The following is a 14,347-nucleotide window of genomic DNA, read 5'->3' on the forward strand; positions in this document are numbered from 1 at the left end:
GAGATAAAAGCTGCGGCAGGATAACAGATATTCTGCTGCAGCTTTTTGTCTGAAGAGAGATGAATCAATTCCGGAGATAGTTTCGCATACTGCGAAGAGCATGTTTTTCCAGTCGGCTGACCTGAGCCTGGGAGATACCAATCTCATCAGCTACCTCCATTTGGGTTTTTCCCTCGTAGAAGCGGAGATCGATAATGTGACGTTCACGCTCTCCAAGCCGGTTCATGGCATCTCGAAGAGAAATATCCTCCACCCAGTTTTCTTCCAGGTTCTTTTTATCACTGATCTGATCCATAACATATAGGGTATCTCCGCCTTCGGAATACACGGGCTCAAAAAGGCTTACCGGGCTCTGGATCGCATCCATGGCATAGACGATCATTTCCTTGTCGATACCGATCTCATCAGCGATTTCTGCAATGGTAGGCTCTTTGAGATGCTGCCGCATATAGTTTTCCCGGGTATAGATGGTTTTGTAAGCGATATCCCGCAGAGAACGGCTGACCCGTATGCTGTTGTTATCACGGAGATATCTTCGGATCTCTCCGATGATCATGGGAACTGCATAGGTGGAAAATTTTACCTGAAGAGTGGTGTCGAAATTATCGATCGCTTTGATCAGGCCGATGCAGCCGATCTGAAAAAGGTCATCCGGATTTTCACTGCTGTTCTGAAAACGCCGGATCACGCTTAAAACAAGCCGCAGATTGCCTTTGATGTACAATTCCCTGGCTTCTTCATCGCCAGCTTTGATTCTTTTAAAGAGCTCCGCCTTTTCTTCCTGATCGAGAACGGGAAGGGTTGAGGTATTTACTCCGCAGATTTCAACTTTATTCAGTGCCATCTTAGAATCCTCCTTGTCTTGTCAGTACATTAAGATGATTCTCAGAGGGCGGTTGAAATATACTTTTTCAGGGAAAATATAAAAAATAAAGGGCCTTGACAATAAGGAGGTATTTATTCTCCGGACAGCAGTTTTTCATTACGGAAATCAACAAGGATGATATCTTCGCCGATCTGGCGGATGCAGTCCCATGGAATGGAATATTCATTTTCTTTGGAAAAACACCAGCAAAATTTTCCCGGTTCCGGCATGATCAGGGCTTTCAGACGTGCGGTTTCACAGCAGAATTCCACATCAAGAGGGCAGCCAAGACTGCGGCAGGTATGGATATTGATCACTTCTTTTTGTTTCAGCTCACAGATGCGCATAAATTCATCACCTGGTATGATTTTATGGAAAATCTGTAAAATTTATGCAAGTCCGATTATTGACACATTATGTGCATTTATTTTATAATAAAAACAAATTTAGTAATGATTTACTGATCCGGAAAGGGGGAGAGTTCTGTGAGATGTCCGTTCTGTAACCAGGATAATACAAGAGTTGTAGATTCCAGACCTGTAGAGGATACCAATTCCATCCGCCGCCGCCGTCTCTGTGATGCCTGCGGAAAGCGTTTTACAACTTATGAGAAGGTGGAAACGATTCCGCTGACTGTGATCAAGAAGGATCAGAACCGGGAAAGCTATAAACGTTCCAAGATCCAGGATGGTGTTCTTCGTGCTTGCTATAAGCGCCCCATTCCCATTGAGAGAGTGGAAGAGATGATCGATTCCATAGAAGGAGATATTTTCCGGTCAGAAGACCGTGAGATCAGCAGTACCAAGATCGGAGAGATCGTTATGGAGCATCTGAAGGATCTGGATGCGGTGGCGTATGTACGATTTGCGTCTGTATACAGAGAGTTTAAAGATGTCAGTACCTTTATGGATGAGCTGAAGAAGCTGATCAATTAAGAGATTAAATGAATAGACTGCAAATGCAGGAGATTTCAGGCCGATTGTCAAAAGACAACCGGCCTTTTTTGAAACATGAATGTTCGATTTTTCAGAGATCGTAAAAGTGGATACAAAAAAACAGGAACCGCCTGGGAAAAATCCTCTGCGGTCCCTGCTATAAATATATATTAATGATTCAGGAAACTTAATTAAACAATACCCTGAGCTTTCATAGCGTCAACAACTTTTTCGAAGCCGGCGATGTTTGCACCTACAACATAGTTGTCTTCCATACCGTAACGTTTAGCAGCGTCATCAGCTTTGTGGAAGATATCGATCATGATGTGGTGGAGTTTCTCATCAACCTCTTCTCTTGTCCAGGAAAGTCTCATGGAGTTCTGGCTCATCTCAAGTGCAGATGTGGCAACACCGCCAGCGTTTGCGGCTTTACCAGGCATGAAGAGAACACCGTTCTCCTGAAGGTATGTTGTTGCATCAAGAGTAGTAGGCATGTTTGCACCTTCAACGACGTATTTGCAGCCATTTGCAACCAGTGTTTTAGCTCCGTCAAGACCAAGCTCGTTCTGAGTAGCACATGGAAGGTAGATATCACATTTGATATTCCAGATGCCAAGTCCCTCAGTGTAGGTAGCACCCTCAACACGGTCTGCATATTCTTTGATACGTCCACGTTTTACTTCTTTGATATCCTTTACGACGTCAAGGTTGATTCCGTTCGGATCGTAGACATATCCGTTGGAGTCGTTCATTGCAACAACCTTGGCACCAAGCTGAGTAGCTTTCTCAACAGCGTAAATAGCTACATTACCGGAACCTGTTACAACGATTGTTTTTCCTTCTACGGAATCATTGTGAGCTTTGGCGATCTCGTTGAGCATGTATACAACACCGTAACCGGTAGCCTCTGTACGGATCAGGGAACCTCCGAAGGAAAGACCCTTTCCTGTAAGGACACCCTCATAAAGGCCACGGATTCTCTTATACTGTCCGAAGAGATAACCGATCTCACGTCCGCCGACACCGATGTCACCAGCCGGAACATCTGTATCTGCGCCGATATATTTGCAAAGCTCTGTCATAAAGCTCTGGCAGAATGCCATAACCTCTCTGTCAGATTTACCCTTAGGATCGAAGTTGGAGCCACCTTTTCCACCGCCGATCGGAAGACCTGTAAGAGAGTTTTTAAAGGTCTGCTCAAAACCAAGGAATTTCAGGATACCCTGATTTACAGAAGGATGGAATCTTAAGCCGCCTTTGTATGGTCCGATGGCGCTGTTGAACTGAACACGATATCCCTTGTTAACCTGTACAGTTCCGTTATCATCGATCCACGGTACTTTGAAGGAGATGATCCTCTCTGGCTCTACAAGACGCTCAAGGATGGAAAGTTTACGATACTCTTCCTCATTTTTGTCAATTACGACTTTAAGGGAATCGAGAACTTCCTTAACTGCCTGATGGAATTCTGGCTCGCCAGGATTCTGTGCTACAACTCTTTCATAAACTTCTTCTGTGTAAGACATTGTTGTTTCCTCCTCATCACATATTAAATTGCGTTGAAAACTAAATTCGAGTGCTATTATACATTAACATGCTAAAAAAGGGAAGTGCTAAATTTGATTTTTTTAAATTTTTATTTCTTGCGTTGAAAGCCTAAATGTGAGATGATATAGAATAAATATTTTTTGACTATGAAATTAAAATGGTTAAATAATAGTGAAAATTAGAAGAGGAGTGGTTTTTATGAGAACATTCGGGAAATCATCAAAGCTTGACAACGTGCTGTACGATGTGCGCGGACCGGTTGTGGATGAGGCTGCCAGAATGGAAGAAGATGGAATGGAGATTCTGAAGCTGAATATTGGTAATCCGTATCCATTTGGGTTTTCAGCACCTCAGGAAGTGATCTTGGATATGCTGAGTAATGTTCGTACTTCCCAGGGATATTCCGATTCCAAGGGCATTTTTTCTGCAAGAAAAGCGATCATGCAGTATGCACAGCTTCGCGGGATCCCGGGAGTTACCATTAATGATATTTATACGGGAAATGGTGTCAGTGAACTGATCAACCTCTGTATGCAGGCGCTGCTTGATAACGGGGATGAGATCCTGATCCCGGCTCCGGATTATCCGCTGTGGACAGCTACTGCAACACTGGCAGGCGGAAATGTAGTTCATTATATCTGTGACGAACAGTCTGACTGGTATCCGGATATTGAGGATATCAAGAGCAAGATCACACCAAGGACCAAGGCGATCGTTATCATCAATCCCAATAACCCTACAGGTGCAGTATATCCGAAGGAGATCCTGGAACAGATTGCAGACATTGCAAGAGAAAATGAGCTGATCATCTTTTCTGATGAGATCTATGACCGTCTTGTTATGGATGGATATAAACATACATCGATTGCATCCCTTGCACCCGATGTGTTCTGTGTAACATTTTCAGGATTGTCCAAGTCTCATATGATCGCAGGTTTCCGCATCGGATGGATGATTTTAAGTGGTGCAAAAAGTAAGGCGAAGGGTTATATAGAGGGAATCAATATGCTCTCTTCCATGCGTCTCTGTTCAAATGTTCCGGCACAGTCCATTGTACAGACTGCACTTGGCGGATATCAGAGTGTCAATGAATATACGCAGCCGGGCGGACGTGTTTATGAGCAGAGAGACTTTGTTTACAAGGCACTGAATGATATTCCGGGAATTTCCGTTGTAAAACCACATGCGGCATTTTATATATTCCCGAAGATCGATACTGAGAAATTCAATATTTTCAATGATGAACAGTTTGCTTTGGATTTTCTTCATGAGAAACAGGTGCTTGTTGTTCCGGGCAAGGGATTCAACTGGAACCAGCCGGATCACTTCCGTATTGTTTATCTGCCGGATATCCGCCAGCTTGACAAGGCAATGAAGAAGATGAAAGAGTTCTTTGCTACATATAAGCAGGGCTGATCGCAGATAGACAAGAAGAGATTTGCGATCCGCATTCGCTGCCTGCTCATAACCGATAAACTGTAAAGCAGGTATTCGGTTATATTTTCGGCATAGACCGGAACCGAAAAAAATGTTATAATATATCTGAAATATCCCGGCCAGCTACGCCGGGATATACAAATAAGACCAGAATTGCTTGAGAGGGGAATGAGGAGGGACCGTTATCGAACAGCAATAAAACAGAAATCGAAAGGGGAAATAACTGATGAGCAAATTCAACATGAAAGTGACACCTGAGATTGAGAAACTTACCCAGATCTGTCGTGAGAATGACAAACTGGATCTGTCTTTATATGGCAAATACGATGTCAAGCGAGGCTTGCGTGACCTGAATGGAAAGGGTGTCCTTGCAGGACTGACCCAGATCTCCAATGTCCAGGCAACGAAGATCGTGGACGGAAAAGAGGTTCCCTGCGCAGGTAAGCTTTCTTATCGCGGGTATGACATTAAGGATCTGACAAATGGTTTTATCAATGACCGGCGCTTCGGTTTTGAGGAAGTAACCTATCTGCTTCTTTTCGGAAAGCTTCCGGATCAGGAAGAACTGAATGGATTTTCCGGGATTCTTGCGAACCAGCGTATGCTTCCGCGGAATTTTGTAAGGGATGTCATTATGAAGGCACCATCCAGAGATATTATGAACGCTCTGTCAAGAAGCGTGCTGACACTTTATTCCTACGACAAAGACCCGGATAATATTGAACTGGAGAATGTGCTCCGTCAGTGTATCAACCTGATCAGCGTTTTCCCGCTGTTATCTGTTTATGCATATCAGGCCTATAACCACTATGAGAAAGGCAAGAGTCTTTATATCCATCAGCCTAAAAAGGAGCTTTCCACAGCTGAGAATATCCTGCGTCTGTTAAGACCGGATAAGAAGTATACGGCACTGGAGGCAGAGATCCTTGATATTGCTCTGATCCTTCATATGGAGCATGGCGGTGGTAATAACTCTACTTTTACTACACATGTGGTTTCCTCTTCCGGGACAGATACGTATTCTGCGATCGCGGCAGCACTAGGTTCTCTGAAAGGCCCGAAACACGGCGGTGCCAACATCAAAGTCGTAAAAATGTTTAACGATATGCGTGAACACGTACATGACTACAGTGATGAAGAGGAGATCAGTGCATACCTTAAGAAGCTTCTTCATAAAGAGGCCTTTGATAAACGTGGACTGATCTATGGTATGGGACATGCGATCTATTCTGTTTCAGATCCACGTGCAGAAGTCTTTAAAGGCTATGTGGAACAGCTTGCAAGAGAAAAGGGCAGAATGAAGGATTATCAGCTGTATGCTGCAGTAGAGCGTCTTGCACCAAAGGTTATCGCAGAGGAGCGTAAGATCTATAAGGGTGTCAGTGCCAATGTGGATTTTTACAGCGGATTTGTTTACAGCATGCTGGATCTGCCGCTGGAGCTTTACACACCGATGTTTGCTATTGCACGTATCGTAGGCTGGAGCGCACATCGTATGGAAGAGCTTATCAATGTGGATAAGATCATCCGTCCCGCATATAAGAATGTCCTTCCGGAAGCAGAGTATATTCCTCTTTGCGAGCGATAGGAAAGGACTGAGGTGGAATAGATGTTCAGATGTTTTTTTCCGGATGAATATCTGGATTCTGCGTATGGGATCGATTATGAGAAGCTGTACAAAGAAGGATACAGAGGGTTGCTCTTCGATATCGATAATACTATTGTTCCCCACGGGGCACCGGCAGATGACCGGGCAAAGAAACTGTTTGAAAAGCTGAGGGCTCTCGGGTTTCGATACTGTTTTGTATCCAATAACCAGAAACCTCGTGTGGAGCCCTTTGCTAAAGCAGTAGAGGGGGATTTTATAGAAAATGCCCATAAACCGGCTGTGAAAAATTATAAAAAAGCCTGCCAGGTGATCGGAATCGATCTTGACAGGACGATCTTTATAGGAGATCAGTTGTTTACGGATATTTATGGAGCAAAGAGGGCGGGGATCCGGACGATCCTTGTGAAACCGATTCATCCAAAAGAGGAGATCCAGATCGTGCTGAAGCGTTATCTGGAAAAAATAGTATTACATTTTTACCAAAAAGAGGAGGGAAAGAATTCATGAACCATATTGTAATCATCGGCTTTATGGGTTCAGGAAAGACACGAGTTGGAAAGAGACTGGCGAAGGACCTGGGGCTTCCGTTTATTGACGTGGACAGACTGATCGTGAAAAAAATGAACATGTCAGTAAAGGAGGTATTTGAACGCTTTGGAGAAGCATTTTACCGTGCGCTGGAGACTATGGCAGTCAAGGAACTGTCCACAGACAGCGAACGGAAGGTAATCTCTGTAAGTGCGGGATTGCCTCTTCAGGAGCAGAACCAGAAATATCTCCAGAGTATGGGAACGATCATCTATCTGAAGGGATCTGCTGCAACGTTGATCAAACGTCTGGAAGGAAGTAACAATCCCACATTGGAAGGAACTGAGAATAAAGAAGAGAAGATCAAGAAACTTCTGAAACAGAGAGATCCAGTTTATGAGAAGTTTGCGGACATTAAAGTTGTCACAGGAGTGAAGCCTTTTGATGAGCTGATCGCAGAAATTGAAGAAAAATTGAAGGCTTAAACAAAAAAACAGTTGAAAAATGGCAAAAGGTATTATAGAATAATCCATAGCGAAAAAGAACCGCATATATTAAGGAGGAAATATTTATGATTTCAGCAGGTGATTTCAAAAATGGTATCACACTTGAAATTGATGGAAACGTATGTCAGATCGTTGAATTCCAGCATGTAAAACCAGGAAAAGGCGCAGCCTTTGTAAGAACAAAATACAAGAACATTATCACAGGCTCTGTAGTAGAGAAATCCTTCCGTCCTACAGAGAAATTCCCGGCAGCACGTATTGAGCGTGTAGATATGCAGTATCTGTATCAGGATGGTGGTTTATACTACTTCATGAATACAGAGACATATGATCAGGTTGGTCTTACAGAGGAGCAGGTTGGCGATTCTCTGAAATTTGTTAAGGATAATGAGATGGTTAAGGTTTGCTCTCATAACGGAGAGGTATTCGCAATCGAGCCACCTCTTTTTGTAGAGCTTGAGGTTATTGAGACAGAGCCAGGATTCGCAGGAAATACAGCACAGGGTGCTACCAAACCGGCAACTGTTGAGACAGGTGCACAGGTTCAGGTTCCTCTGTTCGTAAACCAGGGCGACAAACTGAAGATCGATACAAGAACAGGTGAGTATCTCTCACGTGTATAATGCAGCAAAAAACCCGCGTAAGCGGGTTTTTTTGTGCCATAAAATTAAAAGATCATTTTGACAGTATTTAAAATACCAAAGTTTGAATGCATATTCCAGACTGTACAGGTAAGAAAAACTGTACAGTCTGGACTTTTTTTGAAATATCCTTGACACGAAAAATCATTCTGGTATAATTAAACCCAGTCAAAAAACTGACTAAGAAGTTCGTCTGTCCACCAGAGATGACCGGAAATGATCCTGTCACAGAAGTCTTTTAAGGGCTTGTACTGGTTTCGACGGGGGCTTTGAAGTTAGGGAAGCCATCCGCAGACTCCTGGACTGCGTACCAACCGGGAACTAAATATAAACGCAGACGAAAAGTTAGCGTTAGCAGCCTAAGCTGCTCGTCAGCCCCGTTGCACTCACACATCGGGAATCTGGCGTCGACCATGTGAGAAACCTTGCCGGGTAAGCTTTGCCCCGGTAGATGTATCATGAAGCTACTGAAGCAGTAAGCCTGTCGGTGGGCGTACTGCTGAGGGAATGTTAAATCAGCGACTGTGATGGGAGATGCCTTAAGGGATAGGCTTTCGGACAGGGGTTCGATTCCCCTCAGGTCCATTTATGGAACGTCCCGGAAAGACAGCATTTATGCGGCTTTCCGGGAATTTTTTTTACTTTCTTTATTACTCGTGGATATCAGGAAATTCTTCGCAGATATAGAAAGCGATGGTGATAGAATGAAAAAAACTCTGCTTAACAGAAAAAAGCAGAATAAGAAATCTGATTATTATGATTATAATCTGGTAGCTGTTATTGTACTGCTGGTGTGCTTTGGACTGGTCATGCTTTACAGCACCAGTTCATATATGGCAGAAGTGAATTATGGCAACGATATGTTTTATTTTAAGAAACAGGCACTGATCAGTGCAGCATGTCTGATCGGAGCGTTATTTATTTCAAAAATACTGGATTATCATATCCTTCTTCCTTTTACAACTGCGTTGTATGTGGCTTCGCTGATCCTTATGGGACTTGTGCGGACTCCGCTGGGACATTCCTCTCATGGTGCTACCAGATGGCTGTATATCGGACCGATCAACTTTCAGCCTGCCGAGCTGGCAAAGATCGCGGTTATTATCATGATGGCTTACATGATCGGAAAAATGGGACGAAAGGTGAAAACTTTAAAGAGCTGTATGATCCTGGGACTTCCGGGGGCAGGACTTGCGCTTGCGGCTTATATACTTACAGATAACCTGAGTACAGCCATGATCATTTTGGGAATAACAGTTGGAATGGTGTTTGTGGCACATCCGGATATGCGTCCGTTTATTGCTGTGGCAGCGGCAGGAGTGATCCTTATTGTGATCGGAGTACTTTTTCTGGTTGCGACGACCAAGAATAGTGACAGCTTCCGTGTTATGCGAGTACTTGTATGGCTTCAGCCTGAGAAATATTCCGATGAAGGCGGTTATCAGACGCTGCAGGCATTGTATGCCATTGGCTCCGGAGGGCTTTTTGGCCGCGGGCTTGGAAATAGTATCCAGAAGCTTGGAAGTGTTCCGGAAGCACAAAATGATATGATCTTTTCCATTATCTGTGAGGAGCTTGGAATTTTCGGAGGGATTTTTGTACTGATCCTGTTCGGATATCTTTTGTACAGGTTGTTTTTTATTGCGCAGAATGCACCGGATCTGTTTGGCTCACTGATCGTTACCGGGATTTTTATACATATTGCGCTGCAGGTGATCCTTAACATTGCCGTTGTACTGAATCTGATGCCCAATACAGGTGTCACCTTGCCCTTTATCAGTTACGGAGGAACGTCCATTGTGTTCCTGATGCTGGAGATGGCAATAGCTCTCAGCGTGGCCCGTCAGATAAAATTTCAAGAGTAAAATAGTTTTAAAATCAAAATATTTTTGCTCTGGAGCCATTTTTTGGGAAAATCCTCTTGACAACTGTTTTTGCAGACTATATACTTTGCTCAAAAAGAGGAAACAGATTCGATCTGTAACGATTAAAGGAGAGAATAAGACATGTTAGAAAAAATGAAAGAAATGCTTGCAGAGCAGTTAAATTGTGAGGCATCTACAATCACACCGGAGACATCTTTCAAGGATGATCTTGGTGCAGATTCTCTTGACCTGTTTGAACTGGTCATGGCTCTTGAGGATGAGTACAATGTTGAGATCCCGGCAGAGGAGCTTACAGATCTGAACACAGTTGGAGATGTGATCGATTATCTTAAGAACAAAGGCGTAGAAGCATAAGCAGAAATCTAGGATCCTCTGGGACGACAGTGTCTCAGAGGATTTTTTTTGTATATGCGAAGATACATGAGAGGGATGGCAGGGTATTCCGCCGGAAAACCTATGGACATTTTGAAGGATTTGGGTATATAATAGCACCTATAAAGAGAAACAACAAAAACGAGGAGAAAAGAAATGACAAAGATCAGAACAAGATTTGCACCGAGCCCTACAGGAAGAATGCATGTGGGTAATTTAAGAACAGCTCTTTATGCTTATTTGATCACAAAACATGAAGGCGGAGATTTTATCCTCCGTATTGAAGATACAGACCAGGAACGTTATGTGGAGGGAGCTGTAGATATCATCTACCGTACTCTTGAGAAAACAGGACTTCTCCATGATGAGGGACCGGACAAGGATGGCGGATTTGGCCCGTATGTACAGAGCGAGCGTCAGGCAACAGGCATGTATCTGAAATATGCCAAACAGCTTATTGAGCAGGGAGATGCATATTACTGCTTCTGCGGCAAGGAAGAACTGGAAAGCATGAAACGTACTGTTGCAGGTAAGGAGATCTCTATTTATGACAAGAGATGTCTCCATCTTTCCAAGGAAGAGGTTCAGCGCCGTCTGGATGCAGGTGAGCCGCATGTTATCCGCTTTAATATGCCAACAGAGGGAACCACTACATTCCATGATGTTATTTACGGAGATATCACCGTTAACAATGAGGAGATGGAGGATTTGATCCTGATCAAATCTGACGGTTATCCGACCTACAACTTCGCAAATGTAATTGATGATCACCTTATGGGAATCACACATGTTGTAAGAGGTAACGAATACCTTTCCTCTTCACCGAAGTATAATCGTATTTATGAGGCATTCGGATGGGAAATCCCGACCTATGTTCACTGTCCGCTGATCACAGACGAGACACATCAGAAGCTTTCCAAGAGATGTGGACATTCTTCCTATGAAGATCTGATCGATCAGGGATTTGTGACAGAGGCAGTGATTAACTATGTTGCACTCCTTGGATGGAGCCCGGCAGACAACCGTGAGATCTTTTCTCTTCCGGAGCTTGTGGAGGCATTTGATTATCATCATATCAACAAATCACCGGCAGTTTTTGACATTGCCAAGCTGAAATGGATGAATGGTGAGTATATCAAGAAGATGGATCCGGAGGCATTCTATGAGAGAGCACTTCCGTATCTGAAAGAAGTTCTGAAAAAAGACTTTGATCTTAAGAAGATCGCAGGAATGGTTCAGACCAGAATTGAAGTATTCCCGGATATTCCGGAGCTTGTAGATTTCTTTGAGGCAGTTCCGGAGTATGACAGTGCGATGTACCGTCACAAAAAGATGAAAACAACAGAGGAGACTTCTCTTGCAGTTCTCAAGGAAGTGCTTCCGGTACTGGAAGCGCAGGAGGATTATACCAATGATCCGCTGTATGCATCTTTAAGCGCTTTTGTAAAGGAGCACGGATATAAGAATGGTTATGTTATGTGGCCGCTTCGTACAGCAGTATCCGGCAAGCAGATGACACCGGCCGGTGCAACAGAGATCATGGAGATCATTGGCAAGGAAGAGACACTGAAACGTGTACATGCAGCAATCGAAAAGCTTGAAAATAAATAAGAGTGTGATCGATAATCCAGTTATGAAACGAAATCCATCTCAGAAAAGGGCGATCGCCCACCTGTCAGGACCTATGATGGTTCTGGCAGGCCCCGGTTCGGGGAAAACTTCCGTCATAGTAGAAAGAACAGCACATATGATCCAGGAAGGGAAGATACCGGCTTCCTCTGTTCTTGTTGTGACTTTTTCCAGGGCAGCAGCAGTGGAAATGAAAGAACGGTTTCTGAAATTTACCGGTGTTCAGCGAACCGGCGTTACTTTCGGGACTTTTCACGGAGTGTTTTACGGGATCCTCAAACAGGCTTATGGTCTGAATGGAGGAAATATCCTGTCAGAAGAAGAAAAATATGCGATCTTAAGAGAACTGGTGGTAAACTGTGCTGCAGAACAGTCCCAGGAAGGGGATTTTGTGGAAGATATTGCCAAGGAGATCAGTGTTGTAAAAGGTGGAAGGATCTCTCTGGAACATTATTATTCTTCCTGCTGCCCGGATGAAGTATTCCGACAGATTTTTCAGGGATATCGAAAAGTCCTGAATGAAAGAAGAAAACTTGACTTTGATGATATGCTGTTAAGCTGTTATGAACTTCTGAAAAAGCGAAAAGATATCCTATCTGCATGGCAGAAGAAGTTTCACTATATTCTGGTGGATGAGTTTCAGGATATCAATCATCTTCAGTATGATATCGTGAAGATGCTGGCAGCACCGGAGAACAATCTGTTTGTGGTGGGAGACGATGATCAGTCTATCTATCATTTCCGTGGCGCTCACCCGGAGATCATGCTGAATTTCCCGGAAGATTTTAAAAATGCGGAGACGGTGATCCTGAATATCAATTACCGGTGCAGTGGAAATATCTTGGATACAGCCATGAAGGTGATCGATCATAATGAAAACCGTTATGTGAAAAAACTTTCCACACCAAATGAACCGGGAGAGCCGGTGCAGATAAAAGAATTTCGAAATCCCAGAGACGAATATATGGCAGTTGCAGGCCTGCTGCGGAATCGGATGGAAGAAGGGGATAATATTGAAGATACAGCGCTGCTTTTCAGGACTAATCAGGAAGCCGAAGGACTGGTCGCTGCGTTGATGGAGTATGGGGTTCCTTTCACTATGAAGGAAAAACTGCCCAACCTGTTCCGACACTGGATCTGCCGGAATATGATCGCTTATTTGAAAATGGCAGAAGGAGACCGGAGCCGCAGTACATTTCTGGAGATCATGAACCGGCCAAACCGATACATAGCCAGAGACGCTCTGACAGAAAAAAACATTGATTTTAAAGCATTGGGAGAGTTTTACAAAGACAAGGACTGGATGTGTGACAGGATCACAACGATGGAGACACATCTTCGGATCTTAAAGACTATGGCCCCTTATGCAGCCATTAATTTTATCCGGAATGGCATGGGATACGAAGAATACTTGCAGGAATATGCAAGGTATCGTAAAATAAAACCGGAAGAGCTTATGGAAACCCTGAACCGGATCCATGAAAGTGCCAGAGGAATGAAAACATTGGAAGAATGGATGGCCTATATGGACGAGTATACCAGAAAGCTGGAAGAACAGGCGAAGAAACAGGATGTGAAACGGGAAGGAGTGGTGATATCCACTCTTCATGCGGTCAAAGGTCTGGAATATGACAATGTATATATCATGAATGTAAATGAAGGCAGCATGCCTTATCGGAAGGCAGTCCTGGAGGCACATCTGGAGGAAGAACGGAGGCTTTTCTACGTTGGTATGACACGGGCAAAGAAGAAACTCTGCCTGTATTATGTAAGACAGCAGTATGAGAAGGAACGGGAACCGTCCCGTTTTCTTGAGGAGGCCGGATTATGAATGGGATTATTTATTATACGAAGATCAGAGATGAATATAACAGCAAGAACATGGAGCATATGATCGGGGAAAAGCTTCTGGAAATCGGACTTGAGCGGGAATTTGGACGGAAGCTTGCTTTTGAGCCTCGGTCAAAGGGGGAACATGGGAAACCGTTTTTTACCCTGCTTCCAAGAATTCATTATAATATCACACATTCCGGAAAATATGTGATGTGTCTGTTTGCCGGAGAAGAGGTGGGCATTGATGTGCAGATCCACAAGAAGGTAAATTACGAACGGCTCCTTGAAAGAATGGTGCCGGCAGATATGATACGGGAAATCCTGGATGCAGATGATATGGAGAAAGCCTTTTTTGCCCAGTGGGTTTTGAGAGAGGCATATATCAAATGGACCGGAGAGGGACTGTCCAGGGATCTGCGTACGATTTCCATGGATAAGGGAAATTACATAATGCTGGAGCTGGAACCGGGATACAGTGGTGCGATCTGGTCCAGAGACAGCCTGGAATTACGATTTGAATACGAAGACATCATTTTGAGATAGCAAATAGAGACGATG

The 14,347-nt window shown here is 43.8% G+C and carries 14 protein-coding genes and 1 other RNA gene; 12 read left to right on the top strand and 3 right to left on the bottom strand.

Annotated features, from left to right (window positions below; genetic code table 11):
- Positions 1 to 64: 64 nt before the first annotated feature.
- Both sigG and NCY57_RS01340 read right to left on the bottom strand, forming a co-directional pair.
- A complete protein-coding gene (gene sigG, locus NCY57_RS01335; protein WP_015524423.1) occupies positions 65 to 844 on the bottom strand; it encodes an RNA polymerase sporulation sigma factor SigG in 780 nt (259 codons plus the stop codon).
- A gap of 113 nt (positions 845 to 957) precedes the next feature.
- A complete protein-coding gene (locus NCY57_RS01340) occupies positions 958 to 1,212 on the bottom strand; it encodes a YlmC/YmxH family sporulation protein (protein ID WP_015524424.1) in 255 nt (84 codons plus the stop codon).
- A 138-nt stretch (positions 1,213 to 1,350) separates the two neighbouring features.
- Here NCY57_RS01340 and nrdR point away from each other — a divergent pair, with 138 nt between their 5' ends.
- Positions 1,351 to 1,800: a transcriptional regulator NrdR gene (gene nrdR, locus NCY57_RS01345; RefSeq protein WP_021976805.1), complete on the top strand. Its 450-nt coding sequence runs from the start codon at positions 1,351 to 1,353 to the stop codon at positions 1,798 to 1,800.
- Positions 1,801 to 1,991: 191 nt separating this feature from the next.
- On the opposite strand, the gene gdhA is transcribed toward nrdR, so the two are convergent.
- Positions 1,992 to 3,326 carry an NADP-specific glutamate dehydrogenase gene (gdhA, locus tag NCY57_RS01350; RefSeq protein WP_021650707.1) on the bottom strand — a complete coding sequence of 445 codons (1,335 nt, stop codon included), beginning with the start codon at positions 3,324 to 3,326 and terminating at the stop codon, positions 1,992 to 1,994.
- Positions 3,327 to 3,546: 220 nt separating this feature from the next.
- Between gdhA and NCY57_RS01355 the strand changes: the two genes are divergently transcribed.
- The 11 genes from NCY57_RS01355 to NCY57_RS01405 all read left to right on the top strand — a co-directional run bounded on the left by NCY57_RS01355 (position 3,547) and on the right by NCY57_RS01405 (position 14,332).
- Positions 3,547 to 4,764, top strand: coding sequence for an aminotransferase class I/II-fold pyridoxal phosphate-dependent enzyme (locus NCY57_RS01355; protein WP_173739533.1), 1,218 nt, complete (start codon positions 3,547 to 3,549; stop codon positions 4,762 to 4,764).
- Between the two features lie 247 nt (positions 4,765 to 5,011).
- Positions 5,012 to 6,373 (top strand): citrate/2-methylcitrate synthase, encoded by a 1,362-nt coding sequence (locus NCY57_RS01360; RefSeq protein WP_173739532.1) that lies wholly within the window; start codon positions 5,012 to 5,014, stop codon positions 6,371 to 6,373.
- 21 nt (positions 6,374 to 6,394) lie between these two features.
- Entirely contained in the window at positions 6,395 to 6,901 is a 507-nt protein-coding gene (locus NCY57_RS01365) for a YqeG family HAD IIIA-type phosphatase (protein ID WP_173739531.1), read from the top strand.
- Positions 6,898 to 7,407, top strand: coding sequence for a shikimate kinase (locus NCY57_RS01370; RefSeq protein ID WP_015524429.1), 510 nt, complete (start codon positions 6,898 to 6,900; stop codon positions 7,405 to 7,407). The genes NCY57_RS01365 and NCY57_RS01370 overlap by 4 nt, the downstream gene beginning before the upstream one ends.
- Positions 7,408 to 7,493: 86 nt before the next feature.
- Positions 7,494 to 8,051 (top strand): elongation factor P, encoded by a 558-nt coding sequence (efp, locus tag NCY57_RS01375; protein ID WP_015524430.1) that lies wholly within the window; start codon positions 7,494 to 7,496, stop codon positions 8,049 to 8,051.
- A gap of 260 nt (positions 8,052 to 8,311) precedes the next feature.
- Positions 8,312 to 8,657, top strand: a transfer-messenger RNA (tmRNA) gene (ssrA, locus tag NCY57_RS01380).
- Between the two features lie 116 nt (positions 8,658 to 8,773).
- Complete coding sequence (locus tag NCY57_RS01385; protein ID WP_092070471.1) at positions 8,774 to 9,934, top strand: FtsW/RodA/SpoVE family cell cycle protein; 1,161 nt, start codon at positions 8,774 to 8,776, stop codon at positions 9,932 to 9,934.
- Positions 9,935 to 10,075: 141 nt separating this feature from the next.
- Positions 10,076 to 10,309, top strand: coding sequence for an acyl carrier protein (gene acpP / locus NCY57_RS01390; RefSeq protein ID WP_015524431.1), 234 nt, complete (start codon positions 10,076 to 10,078; stop codon positions 10,307 to 10,309).
- A 174-nt stretch (positions 10,310 to 10,483) separates the two neighbouring features.
- Positions 10,484 to 11,938 carry a glutamate--tRNA ligase gene (gltX, locus tag NCY57_RS01395; protein WP_015524432.1) on the top strand — a complete coding sequence of 485 codons (1,455 nt, stop codon included), beginning with the start codon at positions 10,484 to 10,486 and terminating at the stop codon, positions 11,936 to 11,938.
- Positions 11,925 to 13,787: an ATP-dependent helicase gene (locus NCY57_RS01400; protein ID WP_330409222.1), complete on the top strand. Its 1,863-nt coding sequence runs from the start codon at positions 11,925 to 11,927 to the stop codon at positions 13,785 to 13,787. The genes gltX and NCY57_RS01400 overlap by 14 nt, the downstream gene beginning before the upstream one ends.
- Positions 13,784 to 14,332, top strand: coding sequence for a 4'-phosphopantetheinyl transferase family protein (locus NCY57_RS01405; protein WP_110103006.1), 549 nt, complete (start codon positions 13,784 to 13,786; stop codon positions 14,330 to 14,332). The genes NCY57_RS01400 and NCY57_RS01405 overlap by 4 nt, the downstream gene beginning before the upstream one ends.
- The last annotated feature ends 15 nt before the right edge of the window (positions 14,333 to 14,347 follow it).

Origin of the sequence: Blautia sp. MB18-30 (assembly GCF_023669475.1) — a bacterium.
GTDB classification, from domain to species: domain Bacteria; phylum Bacillota; class Clostridia; order Lachnospirales; family Lachnospiraceae; genus Blautia_A; species Blautia_A fusiformis.

Bases quoted from the DNA above. Each gene is read 5' to 3' on its own strand.
- gdhA (WP_021650707.1), bottom strand. From the start codon at position 3,326: ATGTCTTACACAGAAGAAGTTTATGAAAGAGTTGTAGCACAGAATCCT.
- efp (WP_015524430.1), top strand. From the start codon at position 7,494: ATGATTTCAGCAGGTGATTTCAAAAATGGTATCACACTTGAAATTGAT.
- NCY57_RS01405 (WP_110103006.1), top strand. From the start codon at position 13,784: ATGAATGGGATTATTTATTATACGAAGATCAGAGATGAATATAACAGC.
- NCY57_RS01365 (WP_173739531.1), top strand. From the start codon at position 6,395: ATGTTCAGATGTTTTTTTCCGGATGAATATCTGGATTCTGCGTATGGG.
- NCY57_RS01360 (WP_173739532.1), top strand. From the start codon at position 5,012: ATGAGCAAATTCAACATGAAAGTGACACCTGAGATTGAGAAACTTACC.
- NCY57_RS01370 (WP_015524429.1), top strand. From the start codon at position 6,898: ATGAACCATATTGTAATCATCGGCTTTATGGGTTCAGGAAAGACACGA.
- sigG (WP_015524423.1), bottom strand. From the start codon at position 844: ATGGCACTGAATAAAGTTGAAATCTGCGGAGTAAATACCTCAACCCTT.
- acpP (WP_015524431.1), top strand. From the start codon at position 10,076: ATGTTAGAAAAAATGAAAGAAATGCTTGCAGAGCAGTTAAATTGTGAG.
- NCY57_RS01385 (WP_092070471.1), top strand. From the start codon at position 8,774: ATGAAAAAAACTCTGCTTAACAGAAAAAAGCAGAATAAGAAATCTGAT.
- NCY57_RS01355 (WP_173739533.1), top strand. From the start codon at position 3,547: ATGAGAACATTCGGGAAATCATCAAAGCTTGACAACGTGCTGTACGAT.
- gltX (WP_015524432.1), top strand. From the start codon at position 10,484: ATGACAAAGATCAGAACAAGATTTGCACCGAGCCCTACAGGAAGAATG.
- NCY57_RS01340 (WP_015524424.1), bottom strand. From the start codon at position 1,212: ATGCGCATCTGTGAGCTGAAACAAAAAGAAGTGATCAATATCCATACC.